Below are 20,531 nucleotides of genomic sequence, written 5' to 3'. Positions count from 1 at the left end.
CCCACCTCGCGATGACGCCCTTGCGCTTCGCTAATCCTTCACCGCCATCAGGCTGGATAGAGGACTTCCACCTCCAAGCTGTCGCTCATACTCGGCACACAACAAAAGGCCCGGACGCCAATGGCGTCCGGGCCTTTTCTTTAGTCGGATCGAAGAAACCGCTCAGGCGGTCTCGGACACCAGGGCCTCGCTGTCGAGGAGCTCGGTACCGATCAGGAAGTCGCGGCAGCCGCGCAGCGAGCGCAGCGCGCGGTTAAAGTCGATGCCGGTCGAGACCAGCGCATGCAGCGTCGCCGGATTGCGCACGATGCCGCGCAGGACGGCCGCAAGGTCGATTTGGCCGTTCGGCTTGATGGCGGCGCGGGCAAGCGCCGGCAGAGCGCGGTGGGCGGGGTCGCTGATGACGCGGACCGCGGCAAAGGGCAGCCCGGCCTCGGCGGCGTAGGCCGCCGCGATGTGGCTCTCCATATCGACGGCCGCAGCTCCGGTCTCCGAATGCAGCGCCGCCTTGCAGGACCGGCCGGTGACCACTTCCTCGGCGCCAGCGAGGCTGCCGCGCACGACGCGGCGGCGCCCGGACGTCAGGCGGTCGATGAGGTCGTCGCTCAGCGACAGCCCGGCGGCCCAGCGGGTATCACCCGAGAGCACCTCGGTTGCCAGCACCACGTCGCCGGAGCGCAGCGTCGGATCGAGCCCGCCGGCCACGCCGAACGAGATCACGCCGCGAATCGTTTCGGGGTCCACCACAGTCAGAAGCGCCCGCAACTGGGTCGGGCTGCTCGACGAACAAATGACCGCCATTCCGGGCCCTGCCGCGATGCGGGCCTCCTGAACCAGTCCGGTCACGATCAATATCGGCCGCGGGTCGATGGCATTACCCACGGTAATATATTCCCCCGTCCCCAAAGTCACATTCCGACCCCTACCACCCTGCTGTTGGTGTTCCGCAAGTTCCGATACCGCGCCAGCGCCCACAACGGAAAGAACTTCGGGTAACCATGATACCGTAGATAGAATACGCGGGGGAAGCCTGTGGCGGTGTACCGCTGCTCGTCCCACAGTCCTTTTTTTGTTCTGTGTTGCAATCAGGTACTCCACCCCGCGGGCAACGGCCGGGTGATCAACCTCGCCGGCCGCCATAAGGGCAAGCAAGGCCCATGCCGTTTGCGAGGCGGTCGAGGGCGCAGCCTCCCAGCCCTTGTAATCTAGGCGGTAGCTGACGGCGTCCTCGCCCCAGCCACCGTCCTTGTTCTGGATCGAGGTCAGCCAGTCGGCCGCCTTGCGAATCATCGGGTCCTTGTGGTCGACGCCGGCCATATTCAGGGCGCAGAGCACCGACCAGGTTCCATAGATGAAGTTCATGCCCCAGCGGCCGTACCAGGAGCCCTCCGGGTGCTGGGTCTTCCGCAGGTACGCGACACCGTCAGCCACGTGCTTGCTGGTCTTGTCGGTCTCGCCGAGTTGGGCCAGCATCGAAATGCAGCGCGCGGTGACGTCCTCAGTCGGCGGATCGAGCAGCGCGCCATGGTCGGAGAACGGGATGTTGTTCAGGTAGTATTCGAGATTGTTCACATCGAAGGCAGCCCAGCCGCCATCGTCGCTCTGCATGCCCTCGATCCACTCCCGGCCGCGGTCGATCGCGGTGTCGTAGCCGGCGACGCCGTGCTCCCGGCGCATGCGGTCCATCGACATCACCACCACCGCGGTGTCGTCGAGATCGGGATAATGGGCATTGTTGTACTGGAAGGCCCAGCCGCCCGGACGCACGTCGGGGCGCTTCGCCGCCCAGTCGCCCTTCACACTGAGCTCCTGCTTGGGGATCAGCCAGTCGAGGCCCTGCTTGGCGGCAGGCACGGCCTTGTCGCCGCCGGCTTCCAGCAGCGCGTGAGCGGTCAGCGTCGTATCCCACACCGGCGAGACGCAGGGCTGGCAGTAAGCCTCCTCCTCGCGGATCACCAGCAGCTTGTCGATGCCCCGGCGCGTGGTCGCGCGTGGCGGATAGTTCTCGTCCTTGCCGAGCGCATCGTACATCATGACGATGTTGGCCATGGGCGGATAGATCGCCCCCATACCGTCCTCGCCGTTGAGCCGCTCCTCGATGAAGGCGAGCGCGGCATCGATCGCGCGCTTGCGCAGCCTCTTCGGAAACATCGGTTCGATGACGCGCAGGATCGCATCGAGCGAGCGGAACAGCAGGAACCAGGCCATGCTCTGGTGCGGCGCCTTCGCGGTCATGCCGATCGAGCGCGGATCCTGGAGAAACAGCTCGTCGATACCGACGCCCTTCGGATTCCTTGCGCGCGGTTTCAGCGCGGCGATAACCATCAGGGGCACCATGGTGGTGCGCGCCCAGTAGGAAATCTTGTTGAGGTGGAATGGCGACCAGAACGGCAGCAGCACGATCTCGATCGGCAGCACCGGCACCGCGCCCCAGGTCACCACGCCGAACGTCGCAAGCAGGAAGCGCGTGAAGACGTTGCTGTTGATCGCGCCGCCGCGGGAATGGATCGCCTCGCGCGCGCGCACCATGTGCGGCGCGTCCACGGAATCGCCGATCATCTTCAGCGCGAAGTAAGCCTTCACGCTGGCGCTCATGTCGAACTCACCGTCATGCACCAGCGGCCAGCCACCATGGGTGCCCTGGACGCGGCGCAGATAGTTGCCGATCTTGGCCTCGAGCACCGTGTCGACCGGCTCTGCGAGATAATGGCGCAGCAGGATGTATTCGGCCGGAATCGTACAGTCGGCCTCGAGCTCGAAGACCCAATGGCCGTCGGATTGCTGGAGGCCGAGGACGCCTTGCGTGGCCGACGCAATGCTCGATTCCAGGGCTTCGCGGCTGGTCACGTTCACGGCATCCATGTCGCTCGATTGCTCCGATAGTCGATTGAAAGTGATGGGGACAATGCCCGTCAGGGCCGCTTTGCGGCGAGAACCAGATCGGCGGCGCGATCACCCGACCGGACCGATCCCTCGATGGTTGCAGGCAATCCCGTAGCAGTCCAATCGCCGGCAAGAAACAGGTTTTTCAGCGCAGTGACCGGCCCTGGGCGCAGGGCATTCTGGGCCGGCGTGGCGGCAAAAGTGGCCCGGCGCTCGCGCACGATCTGCCAGGGCGGCAACTCGCCGGAAACGCCGCCCGCCTTGCAGACGTCATTCCAGATCGCCTGCGCGAGTTCCTCGCGCGGCATGTCGACCAGGCGGTCGCTATTGCTGATGGTGACGGAGAGCCGGTTCGGAAAAGCGAACAGCCATTCCACAATGCCGCCGATGACGCCGAGGATCGGCGCCGAGCCCGGCGGCGGTTCAAAGCGGAAATGCGCGTTCACGATGGCGCGGAATTCAGTCGGCGTCTTCAGGCCCGGCAGCAGGCTAGATGCCGCACGCGGCGGCACCGCCATCACAATGACGTCACCGTCGGCGATCTGGATCACGTCCTCGCCGCCGAAATTCAGCGCGCCAACCTTGCCGTCGTTGGTCGCGAACGAACGCAGCTCATGGCCGAGCTGAACGGAGTGGCCCCGCTCCTGCAGGAATTTCACGGCAGGTTCGATCAGCACGGCGCTGAGGCCGTCGCGCGCGATCAGCGGCCGGCAGGCCTGCCCGCCGGCAAGCAATGTCTCGCGCACGATCGCGCCGGCAAGCCCGGCCGAACCCTCGGGCGGATCGACATTGAGCGCAGCAAGCAGCAGCGGCTGCACCAGGCGCTGATAGAGGATGCCTTCGCAGGGAATGGACTTGCCGACCAGCGTCTCCTCCGACGCCCAGATCAGCGGCGCCAGCTTGAGATAATCGGTGAGCCCGGTGTCGGGAACGCGGCGGCTCTCGTCGAGCACCCAGGTCGGCAGCCGGCCGTCGCCGAGATCGATCTGCCACCGCTGCCCGGTCGCGAGATCGACGAACGGAAACTGCGCGCTTTCAGGACCGACCAGGCCCGCCTCGGTGCCGATCGAACGCGCATAGGCTCGCGCATGGCTGTTGCCCGACAGCAGCAGATGATTGCCGTTGTCGATGGTGAGATTGGTGGCGCCGTCGAAATAGGAACGGCAGCGGCCGCCGACCTGTTGCGTCGCCTCGTGCACGGCGACCTTGAAGCCGGCATTGGCGAGCCGCACGGCGGCGGAGAGGCCGGAAATTCCGGCACCGATGATGTGAGCTGTCTTTTGCATCAGATGAAAGCGTAACGGAGCAAGATCAGGACGCGTGTGATCTTCGACACACGCACGGGCTCGCGCGGCGCGTCGAAACCGCGCGCGATCAGGAGGTCCAGAATGGCGTGATAGTATTTCGACATGATCCGCGGCGCACGCACCGCGCGGCGCCGGTTGCGGTTCATGATCTCGTCCGACTTCTCGAAATGCGCCTTCGCGCGCTGCGCCAGCGGCTGGCAGACCTTTGGCAGTGCGCGCTCCGCGATCACGCGGTTCGGATCATTTGACGTGATGCCGGCATGCAGCAGTGCCTCGCGCGGCAGGTAAAGCCGGCCAAGCGTCGCGTCCTCGTCGATATCGCGCAAGATGTTGGTGAGCTGGAGCGCACGGCCGAGATGGTGCGCAAGCAGGATACCGTCCTCCTCCGGCATGCCGAACACCCGCACCGACAGCCGTCCCACGGCGCTGGCGACGCGATCGCAATAGAGATCGAGCGTCGCCATGTCGGGCGCGCGGATGTCCTGCGGCACGTCCATCTCCATGCCGTCGACGATGGCAAGAAAATCTTCGCGCTTGAGCCCGAAGGTCTTCACCGAGGCGACATAGTCCTTCAGCCGCGGCGGCGGGTTGCCCTGATAAAGCGCGTCGATGTCATTGCGCCACTCCTGCAGCGCGGCGAGCCGCTCGTCGCGCGGGCCGTCGGAATCGGCGATGTCGTCGACCTGCCGGCAGAAGCTGTAGATCTGGAACATCGCCTCGCGCTGGTCGCGCGGCAGGATGCGCATCGCAGCATAGAAGGAGCTGTTCGATGCGGTCGAGCCATAATTGGCGCCGGGCGAAGTCGCCTCAAGCGTCATGTGCAGTCCCCGGTCTGGAGATGGCCTTGCGCCCGATTGCGCGACGGCCGACTTCGCCGATCATTCCGGCGAGGCTGAAGGTGAGAAGCTCGAGCTTGTTGAGATGCACGCGCTCGCGCAGGGGATCGCGCACCTTCAAAAGGCGCACGATGCGGTCGGCATAGGCCTGGATCACCGAGATGTCGACGCCGAGGCGGAAATCCCTCACCTCCGCGCTGAGCGACTTGCTCTCGTTGAGCAGCGCTTCGTTGCGCACGGCGAGCGCCTGAAGGCAGGCCAGCATCGCCGGCGGCGACCGAGCAAGCCCGAGCTGCTCGACCGAGGCGCCGCTTGCGGCCAGCGCATCGCGCGGCAGATAGACGCGGTTGAGCTCGCGGAAATCCTTGCCGCAATCCTGGAGATGGTTGTTGATCTGGAGGGCCGCGCAAAGCGCATCCGACGCCGCCCATGTCGACGTGCTCTCGCCGTGGACATCGAGCATGAAGCGGCCGACCGGCATCGCTGAATAGCGGCAGTAGTGGATCACGTCGTCCCAGGTCTCGTAGCGCAGCTTGGTCACGTCCATGCGGAACGCGACGAGCACGTCGAGCGCATGGCGCGGCGCCATGCCGCGCTCGGCCAGAGCGCGCCGCAAGACGACGGCTTCGGCCTGGGTGTCGCCCTTGCCGAGCAGTTCCGCCTCGAGCAGGTCGAGATAAGCGAGCTTTTCGTCGGGCGGCAGCGTGGCGTGATCGGCGATGTCGTCGGCGGTGCGGACGAAATTGTAATACGCCAGGATCAGCGCGCGATGACGGGGATGAATGATCCAGGACGCGACGGGAAAATTCTCGTCGCGGTCACCCTTGCCGGATCGCAATTCGCTCGCAGAGGTCATCGAGGGCTGATTAACAATCGTTTGGACAGGAAGGGCTTTTTCGCTCGCGCGGGCTCGTGCCGGCGATGCCGCCGCGGCCCCCATATAGGGGAATACGGCCGCAAAACCAATCCTGTCTCTCGATGGCTGCCCTTCCGGATCGGGCCCGAAAAGGCGACCCACGGGCCGCCTTTTGTGGGCCATTGGACGAGCTTACTGGTTGTGGTTCTTCAGGACCTGGTCGCAGGCCTGCGAGATCTTGGCCCGGTTCTCCTTGAGGCAGGCCAGGATCGTGAAATCGCCCTGGTCGATGACCGGACGGCAGAACTTCTGCACGTCGCGCGTGCAGGCCTTCTGCTCCGCGTCCGTGCCGCGCCCTTGCTGGGCGAACGCCGCCGTTGAAAGGGATGCCGACAGCAGGGTGAGAGCGACGAGAAGCTTACGCATTGTATTCCTTCATTCTGACGGCAGAATCGCACCTATCCCGGGCAGCACAGGGCGGACGACCGGAACGGTTTGTTCTGATGGCAAGTTGCCGCGGATAGTGCGGCCTCGGAGAAGCCACAAGCACTGGCAAATGCGGCCAAATTGGCGCCACACCCACCAAATCAGGTCTTCTCCCGATTATCATAGGCAGATGTAAGGGATTGATACTACGTCATAATTCTGGCACGTCGCGTTTTGCTCGGTACCTGTTGCACACCTGCATCTCTCCGCCCTGCTCTTTCGGCCAGAAACATGCCGAAACACAGAGAATCGCGACGTCTGGGCATGGCGCGAGGGGGTTTGAACCACCATCTCCGGCGCGCGGGCGTTGAACCTCACACAGGCTCGGAACACTAAACCTTCGATGTGGCGAGACGCCCTTAATCGTGAGCGGACGTCATTCCAAAACGGGATATTTGAGATGAAATTCTTTGGGCGATCTGGACTGGCGATCAAGGCGGCTGGCGTCGGGGCTGCACTGCTCTTCTCGGTTTCAGCAAGCGATGCTGAGTCGTCCGGACCGTTTGCCGGTTTCGACGGCGCGTGGAGCGGAACCGGCACGGTGTCGCTGTCCGATGGCACCACCGAACGCATCCGCTGCAAGGCGGACTACAAGGTCGCCGGCAGCGGTCTCAACCTCAAGCAGGCTCTGCACTGCGCCAGCGACAGCTACAAATTCGACCTCACCAGCGACGTGACGAGCCAGGGCGACCGCATCTCGGGCAACTGGAGCGAAGCCAGCCGCAACATCTTCGGCAATCTCCAGGGCACAGCCGGCGGCGGCCAGATCGACGTGTTCGTCGAGGCCAACGGTTTCGCCGCCAATCTGTCACTGCGCACCAACGGTACCAAGCAGACCGTGCAGATCAGCTCCAAGGGCGAGATCCGCGGCGTCAACATCACGATGACGAAGGGCTGACCGCCCTTCCCGCTCGGAAAGAATAAAGGCCCTCGGCTCTCACGAGCCGGGGGCCTTTTTGCTGGTTGGTCTTATTGTAAACACCTGTGTGAGGTCCGAATGCAAGACGCGCAAGCCGTCCCGCTCAGATCGCCGGCTTGTCGGCTCCGTGAAGCTTGGCGTGCAGGTTGATCAGCCACATCGCCGTCGGCCGCAGGATGAAGAGGTCGGCGACCAGCGCCATGACCATCGAGAAGGCGCTGAGCCAGCCGAACAGCCGCAGCGACGGCAAGTCGGAGAACACGGTGACGACAAGGCCGCAGGCCAGCACCACCGTGGTCAGGATCAGCGCCGGGCCGACCAGCACGGTCGCGCGTTCAACCGCGAGCGCCGAGCCGACGCCCGGCTTGCTCTCCAGCCTGAGACGATTGAGGAAGTGGATGGTCGCGCTCAGCCCCAGGCCGAACGAGACGGTGAGCGCGACGACGCTGGCGAATTGCAGGCCCTCGCCCATCGCCCACAGCACCGTTCCGGACATCACCACCGGGAAGATGCCCGGCAGGATGCAGGCGAACATCACGACCCAGGAGCGGAAAGCGAGGCCAATGAAGATCGCGACCAGCGCGAATTCGACAGTGAGGCCGCGATTCAGCTTCTCGATCATGCTGGCCGAGTTGCGCGCCGCAATCGCAGCGAGACCCGTCACCGCAACCTCGTAGCCTGGATGCTTCTTGCGGACGGCGTCGAGCTCGGAATCGAGCTTGTCGACGATCGGCAGAAGCTGGCTGGAATCCTTGTCCGGCACGCGGCCGGCGACCACGACGGCATCCTGCTCGGCATCGATGAAGCGTCGCACCAGATGCTCGGGAATGACGCTCACATACTCCTTCAGCGTCGCGACATCGGCGCTGCCGGCCTTTTCCGCAAGCCAGCGGCGCAGGGTCTCGAGCGACCAGACGTTACCAACACCAGCCGCCTTCTCCACGGTCGCATGCACCTCCGCGATCGTCTGCAGCGTCTCCGGTGAATAGAGCGTTTCCCCCTTGGGGAGCTGGATCAGCACGTTAACCGGATTGGCGCCGGTGAGCTTGGCGTCGAGACGGTCGCTCGCTGCGACCGCCTGGCGCTTGTCCGGGACCTGGTCGGCGAGCCGGTAGCGCGGCTCCAGATTGGCGTAGATGACGCCGAGGCCGCCAACGAACAGCACCGCGATCAGGCTGAACAGGCCGGGCCGGCCCACCATGCGCACCGCGATCCAGTAGCAGAAATTGCGCAGCGCCTGGACGCCGGCATCGGCGCCCTGGAATTTGACCGCAAAGACCTTCTCGTTGCGTACGAACAGCACGCCGAACACCGGGACCAGCGACAGCACCGCGACCAGCGCGATGATGGTGGCGGCGAGGCCCGCCTCGCCGAACTTGCGGATCAGATCGGAGTCGGAGAACTGCAGCGCGATGAAGGAAATGCCGGCGGTGCCGTGCGTCAGCACGCAGGCGGGTCCCACCACCAGCACTGCATTCCTGAACGCAGTGAATTTGTCCTGGCCCGCGATCAGCCGGTCACGCGCGGCGAAGGTGAGCTGCATCGAGTCCGAGAAGCTGATGACCATGATGAGCGGCGTCATCACGTTCAGGAACATGTTGAGATTGAAGTTGGCCCAGCCGAGCGCGCCGAGCGCCAGCAGGATCGCGATCATCGGCGGGAATGCCGCCGCGATCATGAACGAGATCTTGCGGAAGAAGATGATGGCGATGACGCAGCCGGCGAGAATGCCGAGGATGTTGTAGGTAAGCCCGTCGCGCTCGACGGCGTTGCGGATCTCGAGCTGCATCACCGGCACACCGGAGAGCTGCACGTTGAGCCCGGTGTCGCCGAGGTCCTCCTTCATGAGCGCTCGAATGTCGCCGACGGTCTTGGTCAGCTTGTTGGAGGCAACCACCTCCGGATCGAGCGAAAGCACGATCAGCGCCAGCGTGCCGTCCTCCGACAGCAGCTTGCCGCGGATGATCTCGTTGTTTTTGACGGTCTCGATGAACTTGTCATAGGCTTGGCCTTCGGGCAGCTCGGCCGGGAACAGCGCGGCCGGCAGCTTGCCCGGCGCCGGCGCCTGGCGCGCCGAGAACAGCGAGACCAGTCCGCGCGTGCCTTCGACCAGTTGCACGTCGGTGATGAAGTCACGCAGCTTCTCGAGGTTGTTCCGCGCCAGGAGGTTCTTGCCCTCGACCACGACGAGAACGTCGAACTCCTCAGCCGGGAACTTCTTGGTCACCTCTTCATACTGGTGGAATTCGCGAGTGTTGGAGCGGAACAGCTGCGACAGCGAATCGTCGATCTTGATCCGGTGAATGCCGAACACGGCGCCGACAATCAGCGCGAGCAGCACGATGCAGGAGACGATCGGCGCCCGCATGGCGATCAGGCCGATGCGCTCCAGTCCGAAGGCGATCGAGGACGCAGGTCCCTGCTCGACCTTGTCGACATGAACCTCACTCTCGCTGTGCTTTTCGAGCATGCCTTGTCCAGTTCCTAAATCGACTCGGTCTGTGAGCTTGTTGCGCCCCGCGAACGGCTTGAAAACGCCATACCAATGGGAGGCTTGCCCTTTGAAAATGCGCGGAAAATCGCCGCGAGGGGTTTAGCAGGTCAATAGCCCGACTCGCAAGCAGGCGAAGTGTGGCCAAATCGGTCTAGATGCGGCGATTTTGCCGAAATGCCCGTCATTCGGGCAAAGCCGTGCCAATTCGACACGGCGACCTGTCGCTGCTCTCGTCCTTCAGCGCCACGCCGGTCGCTTCCCGCGCCAGGCCTTCCCGGGCGAGCCAGGCGATCTTGAAAGCGGCTTCCTCATAGCTCAACCCAGCGTGGTGGATGTTCGACACGCAGTTTCGGTCGGCATCGGTGCGGCCCGGCTTTGGCGCGAAGGTCAGATAGGCGCCGAGACTGTCGGGCGCCGAGAGGCCCGGCCGCTCGCCGATCAGCATCACGACCATGCGCGCGCCGAGAACGGCGCCGATTTCATCGCCGAGCGCGACGCGAGCGCCTGAAGCGACGACCACATGGCCGACCGCGACACCTTCGTCGACTGCGAGCATCGGCAGCAGGCGCGCCACCAGCGCCACCGCGTGGGCGTGGACCGCCGCCGCCGACAGGCCGTCGCCAATCACAATCGCGATCTGGCATGGTTCATTGGCGTATCGCGCCAGTGTCTCGGCAGAACCAGCATCAAGCTGACGTCCGAGGTCCGGACGGCGCAGATAGTCCCTGCGATCGGCAGCCCGGCTCCTCGCCTCAGCCACGACCAGGCCGAGCTCGCGGAGATCGGCGACCAGCCGCGGCGCATCGAAGGCGGCATGCACGGCATCGCGGGCACGCGCATGATCCAGCGTGAAATCGAGCAGCGGCTTTGTTGGCACGCTTGCACCGCTACGTCCCAGCGCAACGCGCGCCGGCGTGAACGACCGCAGATCGAGGGTTGGGCGGCGCGGGAGGGCCGGATCAGACATGTCGCGTCATTCGGCGGGGACGGAGGCCTCGCGCAAACGGATCGAATAGTTCGAGGCGTTCTGCTTCCCGCTAGAAGCCGCGCGCGCAAAGGTGATGAGGTGGTGCGCGACCAACGTGGAGCCGATCAGGCCTTCCAGATCGCCGCGCCGGATACGCCCCAGCGCAAATTTCCAGAATACACGCCTGTAATTGCCGAGCACCCCGACCTTCCAGAAGATGTTCCTCAGCATGATCAGCGCACGCCTGATGTTGGCCCAGGACTTCATTTCGTCCGGCACCGGTACCTTGAGGCGATTTGAGTAGGTGTGGTCGCACTGATACTGGAAGCGCGCATAGACTTTTGCGGGCTCGTAGGCGACCTCCATGCAGTGCTTCCAGGAAGCGACCACGTCGTCATAGGGCAGCAGGAAGTCGACGTTGGAATCGCGGCCCTCGTCATCGATGAGGCGTCCTTCCCGCTCCAGCCGGTCCCACAGCGGCGTCTTCGGCAGCGCCTGAAGCAGGTTGATGGTGAGCAGCGGGATCTGGGACTCCTCGACGAAGGCGAGCAGCGCCTCCGACGTGGTCGGCTTATCAGTGTCGAGCCCCATGATGATGCCGGACACGACCTCCATGCCGTAGGAGTTGATGGTGCGCACGCCCTCCAGGATCGGGACCATCATGTTGTGGTCCTTGTGCATCGCGTGCAGCGCGTCGGGATCGGGAGTCTCGATGCCGCAGAAGATGGTGGCGAAATAGGCCTCGCGCATCTTCTCGAGGATCTCGGGACGTTTTGCGATGTTGAGCGTCGCCTCGCACGCAAGCCGCACGACATAGCCGGTCCGCTTCTGCCACTCGATCAGATGCGGCAGCAGGTCCATCGCCGCCTTGCGGTTGCCGATGAAATTGTCGTCAACGAAATAGACCGTGTCGGTCATGCCGCATTCGCGCAGGCGGTCGAGCTCGGCGATGATCTGCTCCGGCGTCTTGATGCGTGGGTTGCGGCCGTAGAGGCCGGGGATGTCGCAGAACTCGCACTGATAGGGACAGCCGCTGGAATACTGGATGCTGCCGAGGAAGTATTTCTTCATATCGGCGAGTTCGTAGGCGGGGATCGGAAACTCCGTCATCGCCACGCGATCCTTGGTGGTCAGCACCACCTGCTGGTCAGGACGCGAGGTGTTGCGCGACAAGATCTCGATCAGCTGGTTGGTGGCGTCGCCGAGCTCGCCGACATGGAGATAGTCGAAGGTCGGATAATAGTCCGGACAGGCACTGACGGACGGACCGCCGAGCGCGACCGGCAGATTGAACTCATGCGCACGGCGGCAGATGTCGTTCATCTGCTGGCGCTGGATGTGCATGCCGCTGACGAAGACCGCCTCCGCCCATTCGAACTCCTCCTTCGTCGTGCGGCGCAGATTCTCGTCGACGAATTTGACCTGCCAGTCCTGCGGAAGGTAGGCGGAGATCAGCAGCAGTCCCTGCGGCGGCATGAAGGCGCTGACGCCGTCGGTCAGCGGATAGGAGTGCTCGAACGTACCGAACGACGACGTGTACCGCGGAAATACGCAGAGAATCCGCCGCGACGTACCGTTGCTTTCAGCTCGCATCAAAGCTCCCCCAGCCACGCTCGACATAGGTGCGGAAATTGCCAGCCGGACACCTACCGTAATGCTGTCGCCGGAATTTCTCAATATTGTGGCATGAGCATAATTCCGAGAGGCACCAATGGTTTCCTAAAGGCCTGGGGTGCTTCCGCCCGTCACGCGATCAGCCGCGACGCAAAATCGGGGAGCAGGCCTGCATCGCCGGCAAGGCGGAAATCGGCTCCCACGATGCCTGACCGCGCCAGCCAGTCGTCGAATTCCGGCGCGCGCCCCAGGCCAAAGACGTCGCGGACATAGAGCGCGTCCTGAAAGGACGTCGACTGGTAGTTCAGCATGAGGTCGTCGCCGCCGGGGACGCCCATGATGAAGGTGACGCCGGCGGCAGCGAGCAGCGTCAGGAGATTGTCCATGTCGTCCTGATCCGCCTCGGCATGGTTGGTATAGCAGATGTCGACCCCGAGCGGCAGGCCAAGCAGCTTGCCGCAGAAATGATCCTCCAGCCCGGCCCGGATGATTTCCTTGCCGTCGTAGAGATATTCCGGGCCGATGAAGCCGACCACACTGTTGACCAGGAGCGGGGCAAAGGCGCGCGCGACCGCATAGGCGCGCGCCTCGCAGGTCTGCTGGTCGACCCCGTGATGGGCGTTGGCCGACAGCGCCGAGCCCTGCCCGGTCTCGAAGTACATCACGTTCTGTCCGACCGTGCCGCGTCTCAGCGACAGCCCGGCCTCTTGCGCCTCCTTCAAGAGCGCGAGGTCGATGCCAAAACTGCGGTTGGCGGCCTCGGTGCCGGCGACCGACTGGAAGACGAGATCGACCGGCACGCCCTGCCCGATCAGCGATAGCGTCGTCGTGACATGGGTCAGCACGCAGCCTTGCGTCGGGATCTTCAGCCGCGCGATGATCTCGTCGAGCAACCGCAGCAACTGCGCGATGACGGCCGGATCGTCGCTCGCCGGGTTGATGCCCATGCAGGCATCGCCGGCGCCGAGCAGGATGCCGTCGAGGATCGAGGCGGTGATGCCCCTGGCATCGTCGAAGGGATGGTTCGGCTGGAGCCGCGTGCTCATCCGGCCTTTCAGCCCGATCGTGTTGCGGAAAGCGGTGGTGACCTGGCACTTCCGTGCTGCCAGGATCAGGTCCTGGTTGCGCATCAGCTTTGAAACCGCGGCCGCCATTTCCGGGGTGATGCCGCCTGCCAGATTGCGCAGGATTTCGGGCGTGGCGGCATCCGACAGCAGCCAGTCGCGGAAGCCGCCGACCGTGAGCGAGGCCACCGGCGCGAACGCGTTGGCATCGTGGCCGTCGATGACGAGGCGAGTGACCTCGTCGACCTCATAGGGGATGACGGCTTCCTGCAGGAATTGGCCGAGCGGCACATCGGCGAGCGCCATCCGCGCCGCGATCATCTGCTCGGCGCTGGCGGCCGCAATGCCGGCGAGCCGGTCGCCCGAGCGCAGCGGCGTCGCCTTGGCGAGGAGGTCGCGCAGGTCCGGGAATGTGTAGGTCGTGGCGTCGATGGTGTGGTGGTAGACCAAAGGCCCCTCCGGGGTTGGTCGGCCAACGGCCGACTCCTGAGCGAACGTAAAGGCGGCCCTGCCGTCAGGGCATACTTACGCTCGGATCAAGACGCTGAAATATCTTACCTTTGTTTCGACCAACGGCGAAGGGTCCGCCTCCCCCGGCGTTAACACTGCGTCCATTTTCATTCTGCATAGTTTTTCATCAGTTTTACACGACCGCGCTCTCCGGCCGCTTCAGGCCATTCCGGGGCCCGAACACCATGACAACCGACCGATCTGGGAATGCCACTGGGCTGGCAGGCCGTTTCACGCTTGCCACCAAGCTGTATGCGATCTTCGGGCTGTTCGCCCTGCTCACGGCGGCGATCGCGATGCTGTCCGACTACAACAGCCGCCGCAGCGCCGACCTGACGATCGCGATCGAGACGGCGAACGCCGCCGCGCTGAACGTCGAACGGGTAAACTCGCTGGTCTATGCGGTCGTGATGGAATCGCGCGGCGTCTACATGTCGACCGACCCCGCCGTCGTGAAGAAATACGGCGAGGGCCTGCTCAAGTTCAATGCGCAGATCCTGGAGGTCGTGAAGCGCTGGGAGACCATCGTCAAGGCCGACGACGCCGAGCAGTTCGCGACTTTCAGGAAGCGCATCGAGCAGTTCGTCGACTTCCGCAAGGAGCTGGTGCGCCGCGCCAACGAGATCAGCCCGGCCGCAGGCCGTGAATGGGGCGACAACGACGCCAACCGCACCGTGCGCTCCGCGCTGAACAAGGACCTCGAGGCGCTCTCCAAGGTCTATGCGGAACGCGCCCGGCAGATCTCGCACCAGACCGAGACCAATCGCACGCTGTCCTTCGTGCTGACCTGCCTTGGCGGTGTGGCGCTGGCGCTGGTCGCGATCGGCATCGTCATCATCGCCCGCTCGATCGCCCGGCCCCTCTCGGCCATCACCGCGACCATCAAGCAGGTCGCCGACGGCGCGCAGGACGTCACGGTGCCGCATACGGAGCGCGCCGACGAGATCGGTGCATTGGCACGCGCGATCCAGATCTTCCAGGAGGCGATGGGCCGCAACCGCAATCTTGCCTTGCAGGTCTCGCGGGACTCCGCCGCGCGCGAGGAGCGCGCCCGCCACATCGAACAATCCGTCGAGGCGTTTCGCGATGCGATCGGCGCGATCATGCGTGGCCTCAGCAACAACGCCACCATCATGCGCGAGACCGCGCAGACCATCACGCGCGCCACCGCGGACGCGAGCAACCGAGCCGGAACGGCGGCAAACGCAACCCAGCAGGCCTCGCACAACGTCACCGCGGTTGCGGGTGCGGCCGAGGAGCTGTCGATGTCGGTGGAAGAGATCGGCCGCCAGGTGCGGCAGTCCGCGGGTGCAGTCGAGCAGACCGGCCAGCGCACCGAGAAATCGATCGCGGAGATCGAGAGCCTCGCAGCGGCCACGCAGCGCATCGACGGCGTGCTCAGCCTGATCCAGGCAATCGCCGGGCAGACCAACCTGCTCGCGCTCAACGCCACCATCGAAGCGGCTCGTGCCGGTGACGCCGGCCGCGGCTTTGCCGTCGTCGCCCATGAGGTCAAGGCGCTGGCGGGACAGACCGCCAAGGCGACCGCGGACATCAGCGAGAACGTCGCCATGATCCAGGCGTCCACCCGCAACGCGGTCGACGCCGTGCGTGAGATCGGCGGCGCGGTACGCGAGATCAACGAGGTCACCTCGGCGATCGCCGGCGCCGTCGGCCAGCAGGACGCCGCCACGCGGGAGATTTCGTCCAACGCGCAATCGGCCGCGCAGGGCAACGAGACGCTCGTCGCCAACATCACCTCGCTGCGCGACGCCATCGGCGAGACCGACACGGCGGCAGCTTCCGTGCTGACGGCCGCGAGCAGCCTGACCGCGACGGCGGACACGCTGTCGCGCGAGGTAGAACAGTTCTTCCAGAATTTGCGGTCAGGACCGGCGGATAGCCGCGCCGCCAAGGCGGGATAGCGGCGCATCCCGCCGCTCAAGAAGCCGGTGGGCTCGCTCCAACAAAATCTCGAGAACAACCCCATGCACAGTAGACGGTGACAGCTTTATCAACGGCTTGACCGCCGTCGCGACGACTGCGGATTTTACGAAGGCCATTTGACTCGTCGGGCAAAACACCGGCATGATGTCATCATGGCGCGAACATGGTTTGCTGAACCGATCTCGCGGCCTGACCGGGCATCCGGCGATCACATCAGCGCCGACACGACGCCGGCGGCGGCGCTGAAGGCGACGACGACAAGCGGCGGAGCGCGCCAGACGACCAACAGGACGAAGCCGACCAGCGCGATGCCAAAGTCCCGTGGCGAATGCACGGTCGTGGTCCAGACCGGATCGTACATCGCAGCGCCGAGCACGCCGACGACCGCGGCGTTGACGCCGCGCATCATAGCCTGCGCGCCAGCGCGCTTCCGGAAGGCATCCCAGAACGGCAGAGTACCAAGCAGCACCAGCATGCCCGGCAGGAAGATGCCGACAAGGCCGAGCGCAGCCCCGACGAGCCCGTGCGGCTCCGGTGAGACCACCGTGCCGAGATAGGCGGCGAAGGTGAAGAGCGGCCCGGGCACGGCCTGCGCGGCGCCATAGCCGGCAAGGAACGCGTCGTCGCTGAGCCAGCCCGGCGCGACGAACGCTTCGCGAAGCAGCGGGAGCACGACATGGCCGCCGCCAAAGACGAGCGCACCGGAGCGGTAGAATGCATCGAACAGCGCGATGCTCGTAGACCCGGTCAGGCTGCGCAGCACGGGAAGTCCAGCCAGCAGGACGAAGAACATTCCGAGCGTGATCAGGCCGACCGTTTGCGACACGGGCATCTCGACGTGTCCCGACGGCGCCGGCGCATCACTGCGGCACAGCCAGAGACCGGCGAGCCCGCCGAGGACGATCGCTCCGATCTGGGCGATCGACGCCGTGCTGAAGAGGATGATCAGCGCTGCCACGACCGCGATCGACGCGCGCTCGCGATCGGGACAGAGTTTGCGCGCCATGCCCCAGACCGCCTGCGCCACGATGGCGACCGCCGTCAGCTTCAGCCCGTGCAGCAGGCCGGCACCGACCGGCCCGCTGAGCGCGCCGGCGCCGTAGGCAAAGAGAACGAGGATCGCGGCCGACGGCAGCGTGAACCCGGCCCAGGCGGCAAGCGCGCCGAGGTAACCTGCCCGCATCAGGCCGATCGAGAAACCGACCTGGCTGCTCGCGGGGCCCGGCAGGAATTGGCACAGCCCGACCAGATCGGCATAAGCGTGCTCGTCGATCCACTTCCGCCGCACGACGAATTCATCGCGGAAGTAGCCGATGTGGGCGATCGGACCGCCGAAGCAGGTGAGACCAAGTCTCAGAAAAACCTTGAGGACCTCCCACGGCGAACCGGCCGGGGACTGAGGGGCGATGGAGGTGACGGTCGGTGAAGACAGCTTGCTCACGGACGTTTGATCCATCCCGGGTGTGTGCTTATCCGTTTTCGATAAATGATGACGGTCTGGCCGGCTAGCCCGAACTCTTCATTGCCTCACCGGCGAAGCGCGTTTTCGCCAGGGCGCCTGGCGTTGATGGGCCCAGCACGGCAACAGTTGCGACCCCACGCATTCACGGGAGCGTCCATCATGGAAGTCGTGATGCCAAGCAAGCGCCGTTTGCTTCTCATCGGAGGCTCGCTGGCGGCCGTCGCCGCCCCGGCCCTTCTCACCAGACCGGCTTTCGCCAAGGAGAAGGCCGGCGCGAAGTCGAAGGAGACCGGGAAGAAGGACGAGGAGGTCACGCCGCCGGAGGATTTGATGCGCGAGCACGGCGTGCTCGATCGCGTGTTGCTGCTCTACGAGGCCGGGATCCGGAAGTTCTCGTCGAACGAAGATTTCGATCCTGCAATGATCACGCAGTCGGCCGAGATCATCCGCGACTTCCTACGGCCAAGAGGCGTCATGCACCTCATATCGATCGTAACTCCTTAACCAGCTTGGGAAGCGTTCTACCGGGTATCGATCCGGAAGGGGCGAGGCCGCAGTCTTTGGCGCCCATTCGTCGATAGAAAGGTGCGGCGTCTGGGTCGGCTTCGATCACCATGCGATCAGCACCCATTGTTGTTGCTTCGCTGGTAGCCCAGTGAAATAGCTTCATCCCTACACCGCAGTGAAGCATCGTCGGCTCGACGAACAGCTTCAATAAGTCTGCTTCGCTTCCAATCACCTTGATTTGGGCAACGCCAAAAATCCTGCCGTTCTCTTCCGCCACCGCAATCGAACTTGATCGCAGTTCATATGGTTCAAGGGTGAGTTCACTGTGACAAGCCTTCATGAAGTCCTTGTCGTAGCCCCATACAGCTTTCCAACAGCCGACATGGTGCTTGGCTGAGCAATCCGGGCTCGAGCAGAAATCTAAGGTGCCGTGCGGGCACTCTCTCAATGGGAGAGCGCCCGCCTGATCGGGCCGGCTACTGGCCTTGGTGGGCTTTGATGGCTTGCTCAATTTCCCTTTTGACGGCTTCAAGATTGAAGCTCGCCGGTGCTTGCATTGGGGGAAAGTCGATCGCCGTTTGCGCCAAATTGGCAACCTCCTGTTGAACAACCACGAACCGCCAGAATTCGCGGCCCATGAAATCATTCATGTAGCCTCCGCCGGCGTTGTTCAGGCTTTCGCCGCGAGTTATCGGCGTTCGCTCAAACGGGTCTTGGCGGATATTGATAACGGTCGGCATGTCGGTGGTGTCCTTTTCGCCAGGCCAGCCATATGGCTGCTGGAAGAATTGGAACTTGAAATTATCGTGACGAAGGGCACCGAGATGCGGACCGGCAAAATAGAAGATCTCATGGCGAACTGAGGGGCCCTTGCCCGTCAGAAGATCCATCTGATTGTATCCGTCGAGATGGTTCTTGTAGGTGCGCCCTTCCAGCGCCACTCCCTTGAGAAGCTGGTCGGTAATGTTCGGGTTTCCCGCCGCAGCGGTCAGTGTCGGAAACCAATCAAGCCCCGAGAAAATTCCGTTCTCGACCGAGCCCGGCTTGATGCGGCCCGGCCAGCGAATGATGGCTGGAACGCGGAAGCCGCCTTCATAGCTCGTCCCTTTGGTGGCCTTGAACGGGGTCATGCCACCATCCGGCCACGTGAACACCTCGGCGCCGTTATCGGTTGTGAAGATGACGATGGTGTTGCTGGTTTCGCCGATGTCGTCGATATGCTTGAGCAGGGCGCCGACGCTGTCGTCCAGCTGCGCCATGCCGGCTTCCTCGAGACCAAAGTTCGTCTCGCTGTTCTGCATCGCGCTGTACTTCTTCGACAGGAAGGTCCAGACGTGCATGCGCGTCGTGTTGTGCCAGACGAAGAAGGGTTTGCCTGCCCGTTTGGCTTTATCCATGAAGTCGCTGGACGCCTTGACCAAGACCTCGTCGAAGGTGGTCATGTCGTACTTCGGCTTCAGGAACGGCATATCGTGCATATTCGGCACGTTCGACATATCGGCGAACGGCGGCAGCGGGCCCTCGTCGTCGATCCTTTGCTTGCCGATCTTGCCCCAGCGCGGCATCTCGGTCGGGTCGTCCTTGTCTGTCGCGTAGCTATGGATGAGGCTGCGCGGTCCGTACTTGTTGTAGTAGTCCTGGTTGGCCGGGAACGAGTACCAGTACGGGTCGGACATCGCGTCGAGGTGATATAGGTACCCGAAAAATTCGTCGAAGCCGTGCACCGTCGGCAGGTATTTGTTGAGATCGCCAAGGTGGTTCTTGCCGAACTGTCCGGTTGCGTAACCGAGCGACTTGAGCGCGGTGGCGAGTGTGACGGCTTGATCCGGTATGCCAACGTCGGCACCAGCCTGACCAACGGTCGTCAGTCCCGTACGGATCGGCAACTCGCCCGTGATGAAGTTGGCGCGTCCGGCCGTGCAGCTCGCTTCGGCGTAGTAGTCGGTGAACATCATGCCTTCAGACGCCAGCTTGTCGAGGTTCGGCGTCTTACCCGACATCATTCCGCGGTGGTAAGCTCCGACGTTGAACCAGCCAACATCGTCGCCCATGATCACGAGGATGTTGGGCCTTTGCTGCTGCTGCGCGGCTGCCGGTGCCGCCGCCACCAACCCGGTGACAAACAGGGCGAGCACGCCAGCTAGTAAGCTCCTTCCGATGATCATGATCGCTTCTCCGAGCTTGATGTGGTTGGTTTTGCATCGCACGCGAGACCACCCGGGTCGTCGCACGCAGCGAACGCATCCGAGGCGGGCAAGAAGCTTGCGGCAAGATGATCCACCCGACTATGCGCTTTCGGCAGATTGCATCCTTCTAAAGGCAGAGGAGAGCGACTACGCCGATCAATTTCTTGTTCAATTACTGTATCGACGCTGAAGTTGCGTGTGCTGAAATGCTCACTTTGAGGCGTCGGCTATCGTCGGCGCCTTTTCCCTGGCGAGGGCATGGATCATCACGCGGCACTTCAGCGCCGATCAAATGCGCCAAGGCTTCCGGCCCAAGGAGCCGCTCATCAGGATCGTAGCGCCCGGCAGCCCCGATGTCTCAGTCGGGTCAAAAGCGGCAGTCAGCCCAACGATCCTGTGGAGTCCGGTTTCCCGCAACCAGCCGACATGGCAGCGGCTGTTGCGTTGTTCAGCTCAAGGCCTGGAAGAGACGTTCGGCGAGGTGTTTTTATTT

Annotated in this window: 16 protein-coding genes and 1 pseudogene; 4 read left to right on the top strand and 13 right to left on the bottom strand. The window is 63.8% G+C overall.

Going from position 1 to position 20,531, the window contains the following annotated elements; all coding sequences use genetic code 11:
* Window positions 1–162 precede the first annotated feature (162 nt).
* The 6 genes and pseudogenes from AC629_RS37540 to AC629_RS37515 all read right to left on the bottom strand — a co-directional run bounded on the left by AC629_RS37540 (window position 163) and on the right by AC629_RS37515 (window position 6,308).
* Window positions 163–912 (bottom strand): phosphorylase, encoded by a 750-nt coding sequence (locus AC629_RS37540; protein WP_168195685.1) that lies wholly within the window; start codon window positions 910–912, stop codon window positions 163–165.
* A pseudogene (gene shc / locus AC629_RS37535) lies at window positions 909–2,862 on the bottom strand (squalene--hopene cyclase). The gene AC629_RS37540 and the pseudogene shc overlap by 4 nt, the downstream one beginning before the upstream one ends.
* Before the next feature lie 50 nt (window positions 2,863–2,912).
* Window positions 2,913–4,169 carry a hydroxysqualene dehydroxylase HpnE gene (gene hpnE / locus AC629_RS37530; protein ID WP_084809769.1) on the bottom strand — a complete coding sequence of 419 codons (1,257 nt, stop codon included), beginning with the start codon at window positions 4,167–4,169 and terminating at the stop codon, window positions 2,913–2,915.
* Entirely contained in the window at window positions 4,169–5,008 is an 840-nt protein-coding gene (gene hpnD, locus AC629_RS37525) for a presqualene diphosphate synthase HpnD (RefSeq protein WP_084809768.1), read from the bottom strand. The genes hpnE and hpnD overlap by 1 nt, the downstream gene beginning before the upstream one ends.
* On the bottom strand, window positions 4,998–5,882 hold the full coding sequence (gene hpnC, locus AC629_RS37520; RefSeq protein WP_084809767.1) for a squalene synthase HpnC: 885 nt from the start codon (window positions 5,880–5,882) through the stop codon (window positions 4,998–5,000). The genes hpnD and hpnC overlap by 11 nt, the downstream gene beginning before the upstream one ends.
* A gap of 192 nt (window positions 5,883–6,074) precedes the next feature.
* Window positions 6,075–6,308, bottom strand: coding sequence for a hypothetical protein (locus AC629_RS37515; RefSeq protein ID WP_008553259.1), 234 nt, complete (start codon window positions 6,306–6,308; stop codon window positions 6,075–6,077).
* Between the two features lie 460 nt (window positions 6,309–6,768).
* Between AC629_RS37515 and AC629_RS37505 the strand changes: the two genes are divergently transcribed.
* Entirely contained in the window at window positions 6,769–7,266 is a 498-nt protein-coding gene (locus tag AC629_RS37505) for a hypothetical protein (protein ID WP_084809766.1), read from the top strand.
* A gap of 124 nt (window positions 7,267–7,390) precedes the next feature.
* On the opposite strand, the gene AC629_RS37500 is transcribed toward AC629_RS37505, so the two are convergent.
* From AC629_RS37500 to AC629_RS37485, 4 genes are all read right to left on the bottom strand, one after another.
* Complete coding sequence (locus tag AC629_RS37500) at window positions 7,391–9,757, bottom strand: efflux RND transporter permease subunit (RefSeq protein ID WP_084809765.1); 2,367 nt, start codon at window positions 9,755–9,757, stop codon at window positions 7,391–7,393.
* Window positions 9,758–9,962: 205 nt separating this feature from the next.
* On the bottom strand, window positions 9,963–10,748 hold the full coding sequence (gene eutC / locus AC629_RS37495) for an ethanolamine ammonia-lyase subunit EutC (protein WP_084809764.1): 786 nt from the start codon (window positions 10,746–10,748) through the stop codon (window positions 9,963–9,965).
* A 6-nt stretch (window positions 10,749–10,754) separates the two neighbouring features.
* Window positions 10,755–12,341: a B12-binding domain-containing radical SAM protein gene (locus tag AC629_RS37490; RefSeq protein ID WP_084809771.1), complete on the bottom strand. Its 1,587-nt coding sequence runs from the start codon at window positions 12,339–12,341 to the stop codon at window positions 10,755–10,757.
* Between the two features lie 152 nt (window positions 12,342–12,493).
* Complete coding sequence (locus AC629_RS37485; protein ID WP_084809763.1) at window positions 12,494–13,876, bottom strand: ethanolamine ammonia-lyase subunit EutB; 1,383 nt, start codon at window positions 13,874–13,876, stop codon at window positions 12,494–12,496.
* Window positions 13,877–14,121: 245 nt separating this feature from the next.
* Between AC629_RS37485 and AC629_RS37480 the strand changes: the two genes are divergently transcribed.
* Window positions 14,122–15,861, top strand: coding sequence for a methyl-accepting chemotaxis protein (locus AC629_RS37480; RefSeq protein WP_084809762.1), 1,740 nt, complete (start codon window positions 14,122–14,124; stop codon window positions 15,859–15,861).
* Window positions 15,862–16,091: 230 nt separating this feature from the next.
* Here the strand turns inward: AC629_RS37480 and chrA are convergent, their stop codons facing one another.
* Window positions 16,092–17,339: a chromate efflux transporter gene (gene chrA, locus AC629_RS37475; protein ID WP_084809761.1), complete on the bottom strand. Its 1,248-nt coding sequence runs from the start codon at window positions 17,337–17,339 to the stop codon at window positions 16,092–16,094.
* A gap of 165 nt (window positions 17,340–17,504) precedes the next feature.
* On the opposite strand from chrA, the gene AC629_RS47910 reads away from it, so the two are divergent.
* Window positions 17,505–17,849, top strand: coding sequence for a hypothetical protein (locus tag AC629_RS47910; protein ID WP_084809760.1), 345 nt, complete (start codon window positions 17,505–17,507; stop codon window positions 17,847–17,849).
* Here the strand turns inward: AC629_RS47910 and AC629_RS37465 are convergent.
* Entirely contained in the window at window positions 17,827–18,384 is a 558-nt protein-coding gene (locus AC629_RS37465; protein WP_143199749.1) for a GNAT family N-acetyltransferase, read from the bottom strand. The genes AC629_RS47910 and AC629_RS37465 overlap by 23 nt on opposite strands.
* Complete coding sequence (locus AC629_RS37460) at window positions 18,329–20,017, bottom strand: arylsulfatase (RefSeq protein ID WP_084809770.1); 1,689 nt, start codon at window positions 20,015–20,017, stop codon at window positions 18,329–18,331. Before AC629_RS37460 ends, AC629_RS37465 begins: the two co-directional genes overlap by 56 nt.
* 313 nt (window positions 20,018–20,330) lie before the next feature.
* Here AC629_RS37460 and AC629_RS47905 point away from each other — a divergent pair.
* The coding region (locus AC629_RS47905) for a hypothetical protein (RefSeq protein ID WP_210419162.1) at window positions 20,331–20,531 on the top strand (201 nt) is incomplete at its 3' end.

Origin of the sequence: Bradyrhizobium sp. NAS80.1 (assembly GCF_001908205.1) — a bacterium.
Taxonomy (GTDB): Bacteria; Pseudomonadota; Alphaproteobacteria; order Rhizobiales; family Xanthobacteraceae; genus Bradyrhizobium.
This window is presented reverse-complemented; position numbering and strand designations above follow the sequence as displayed.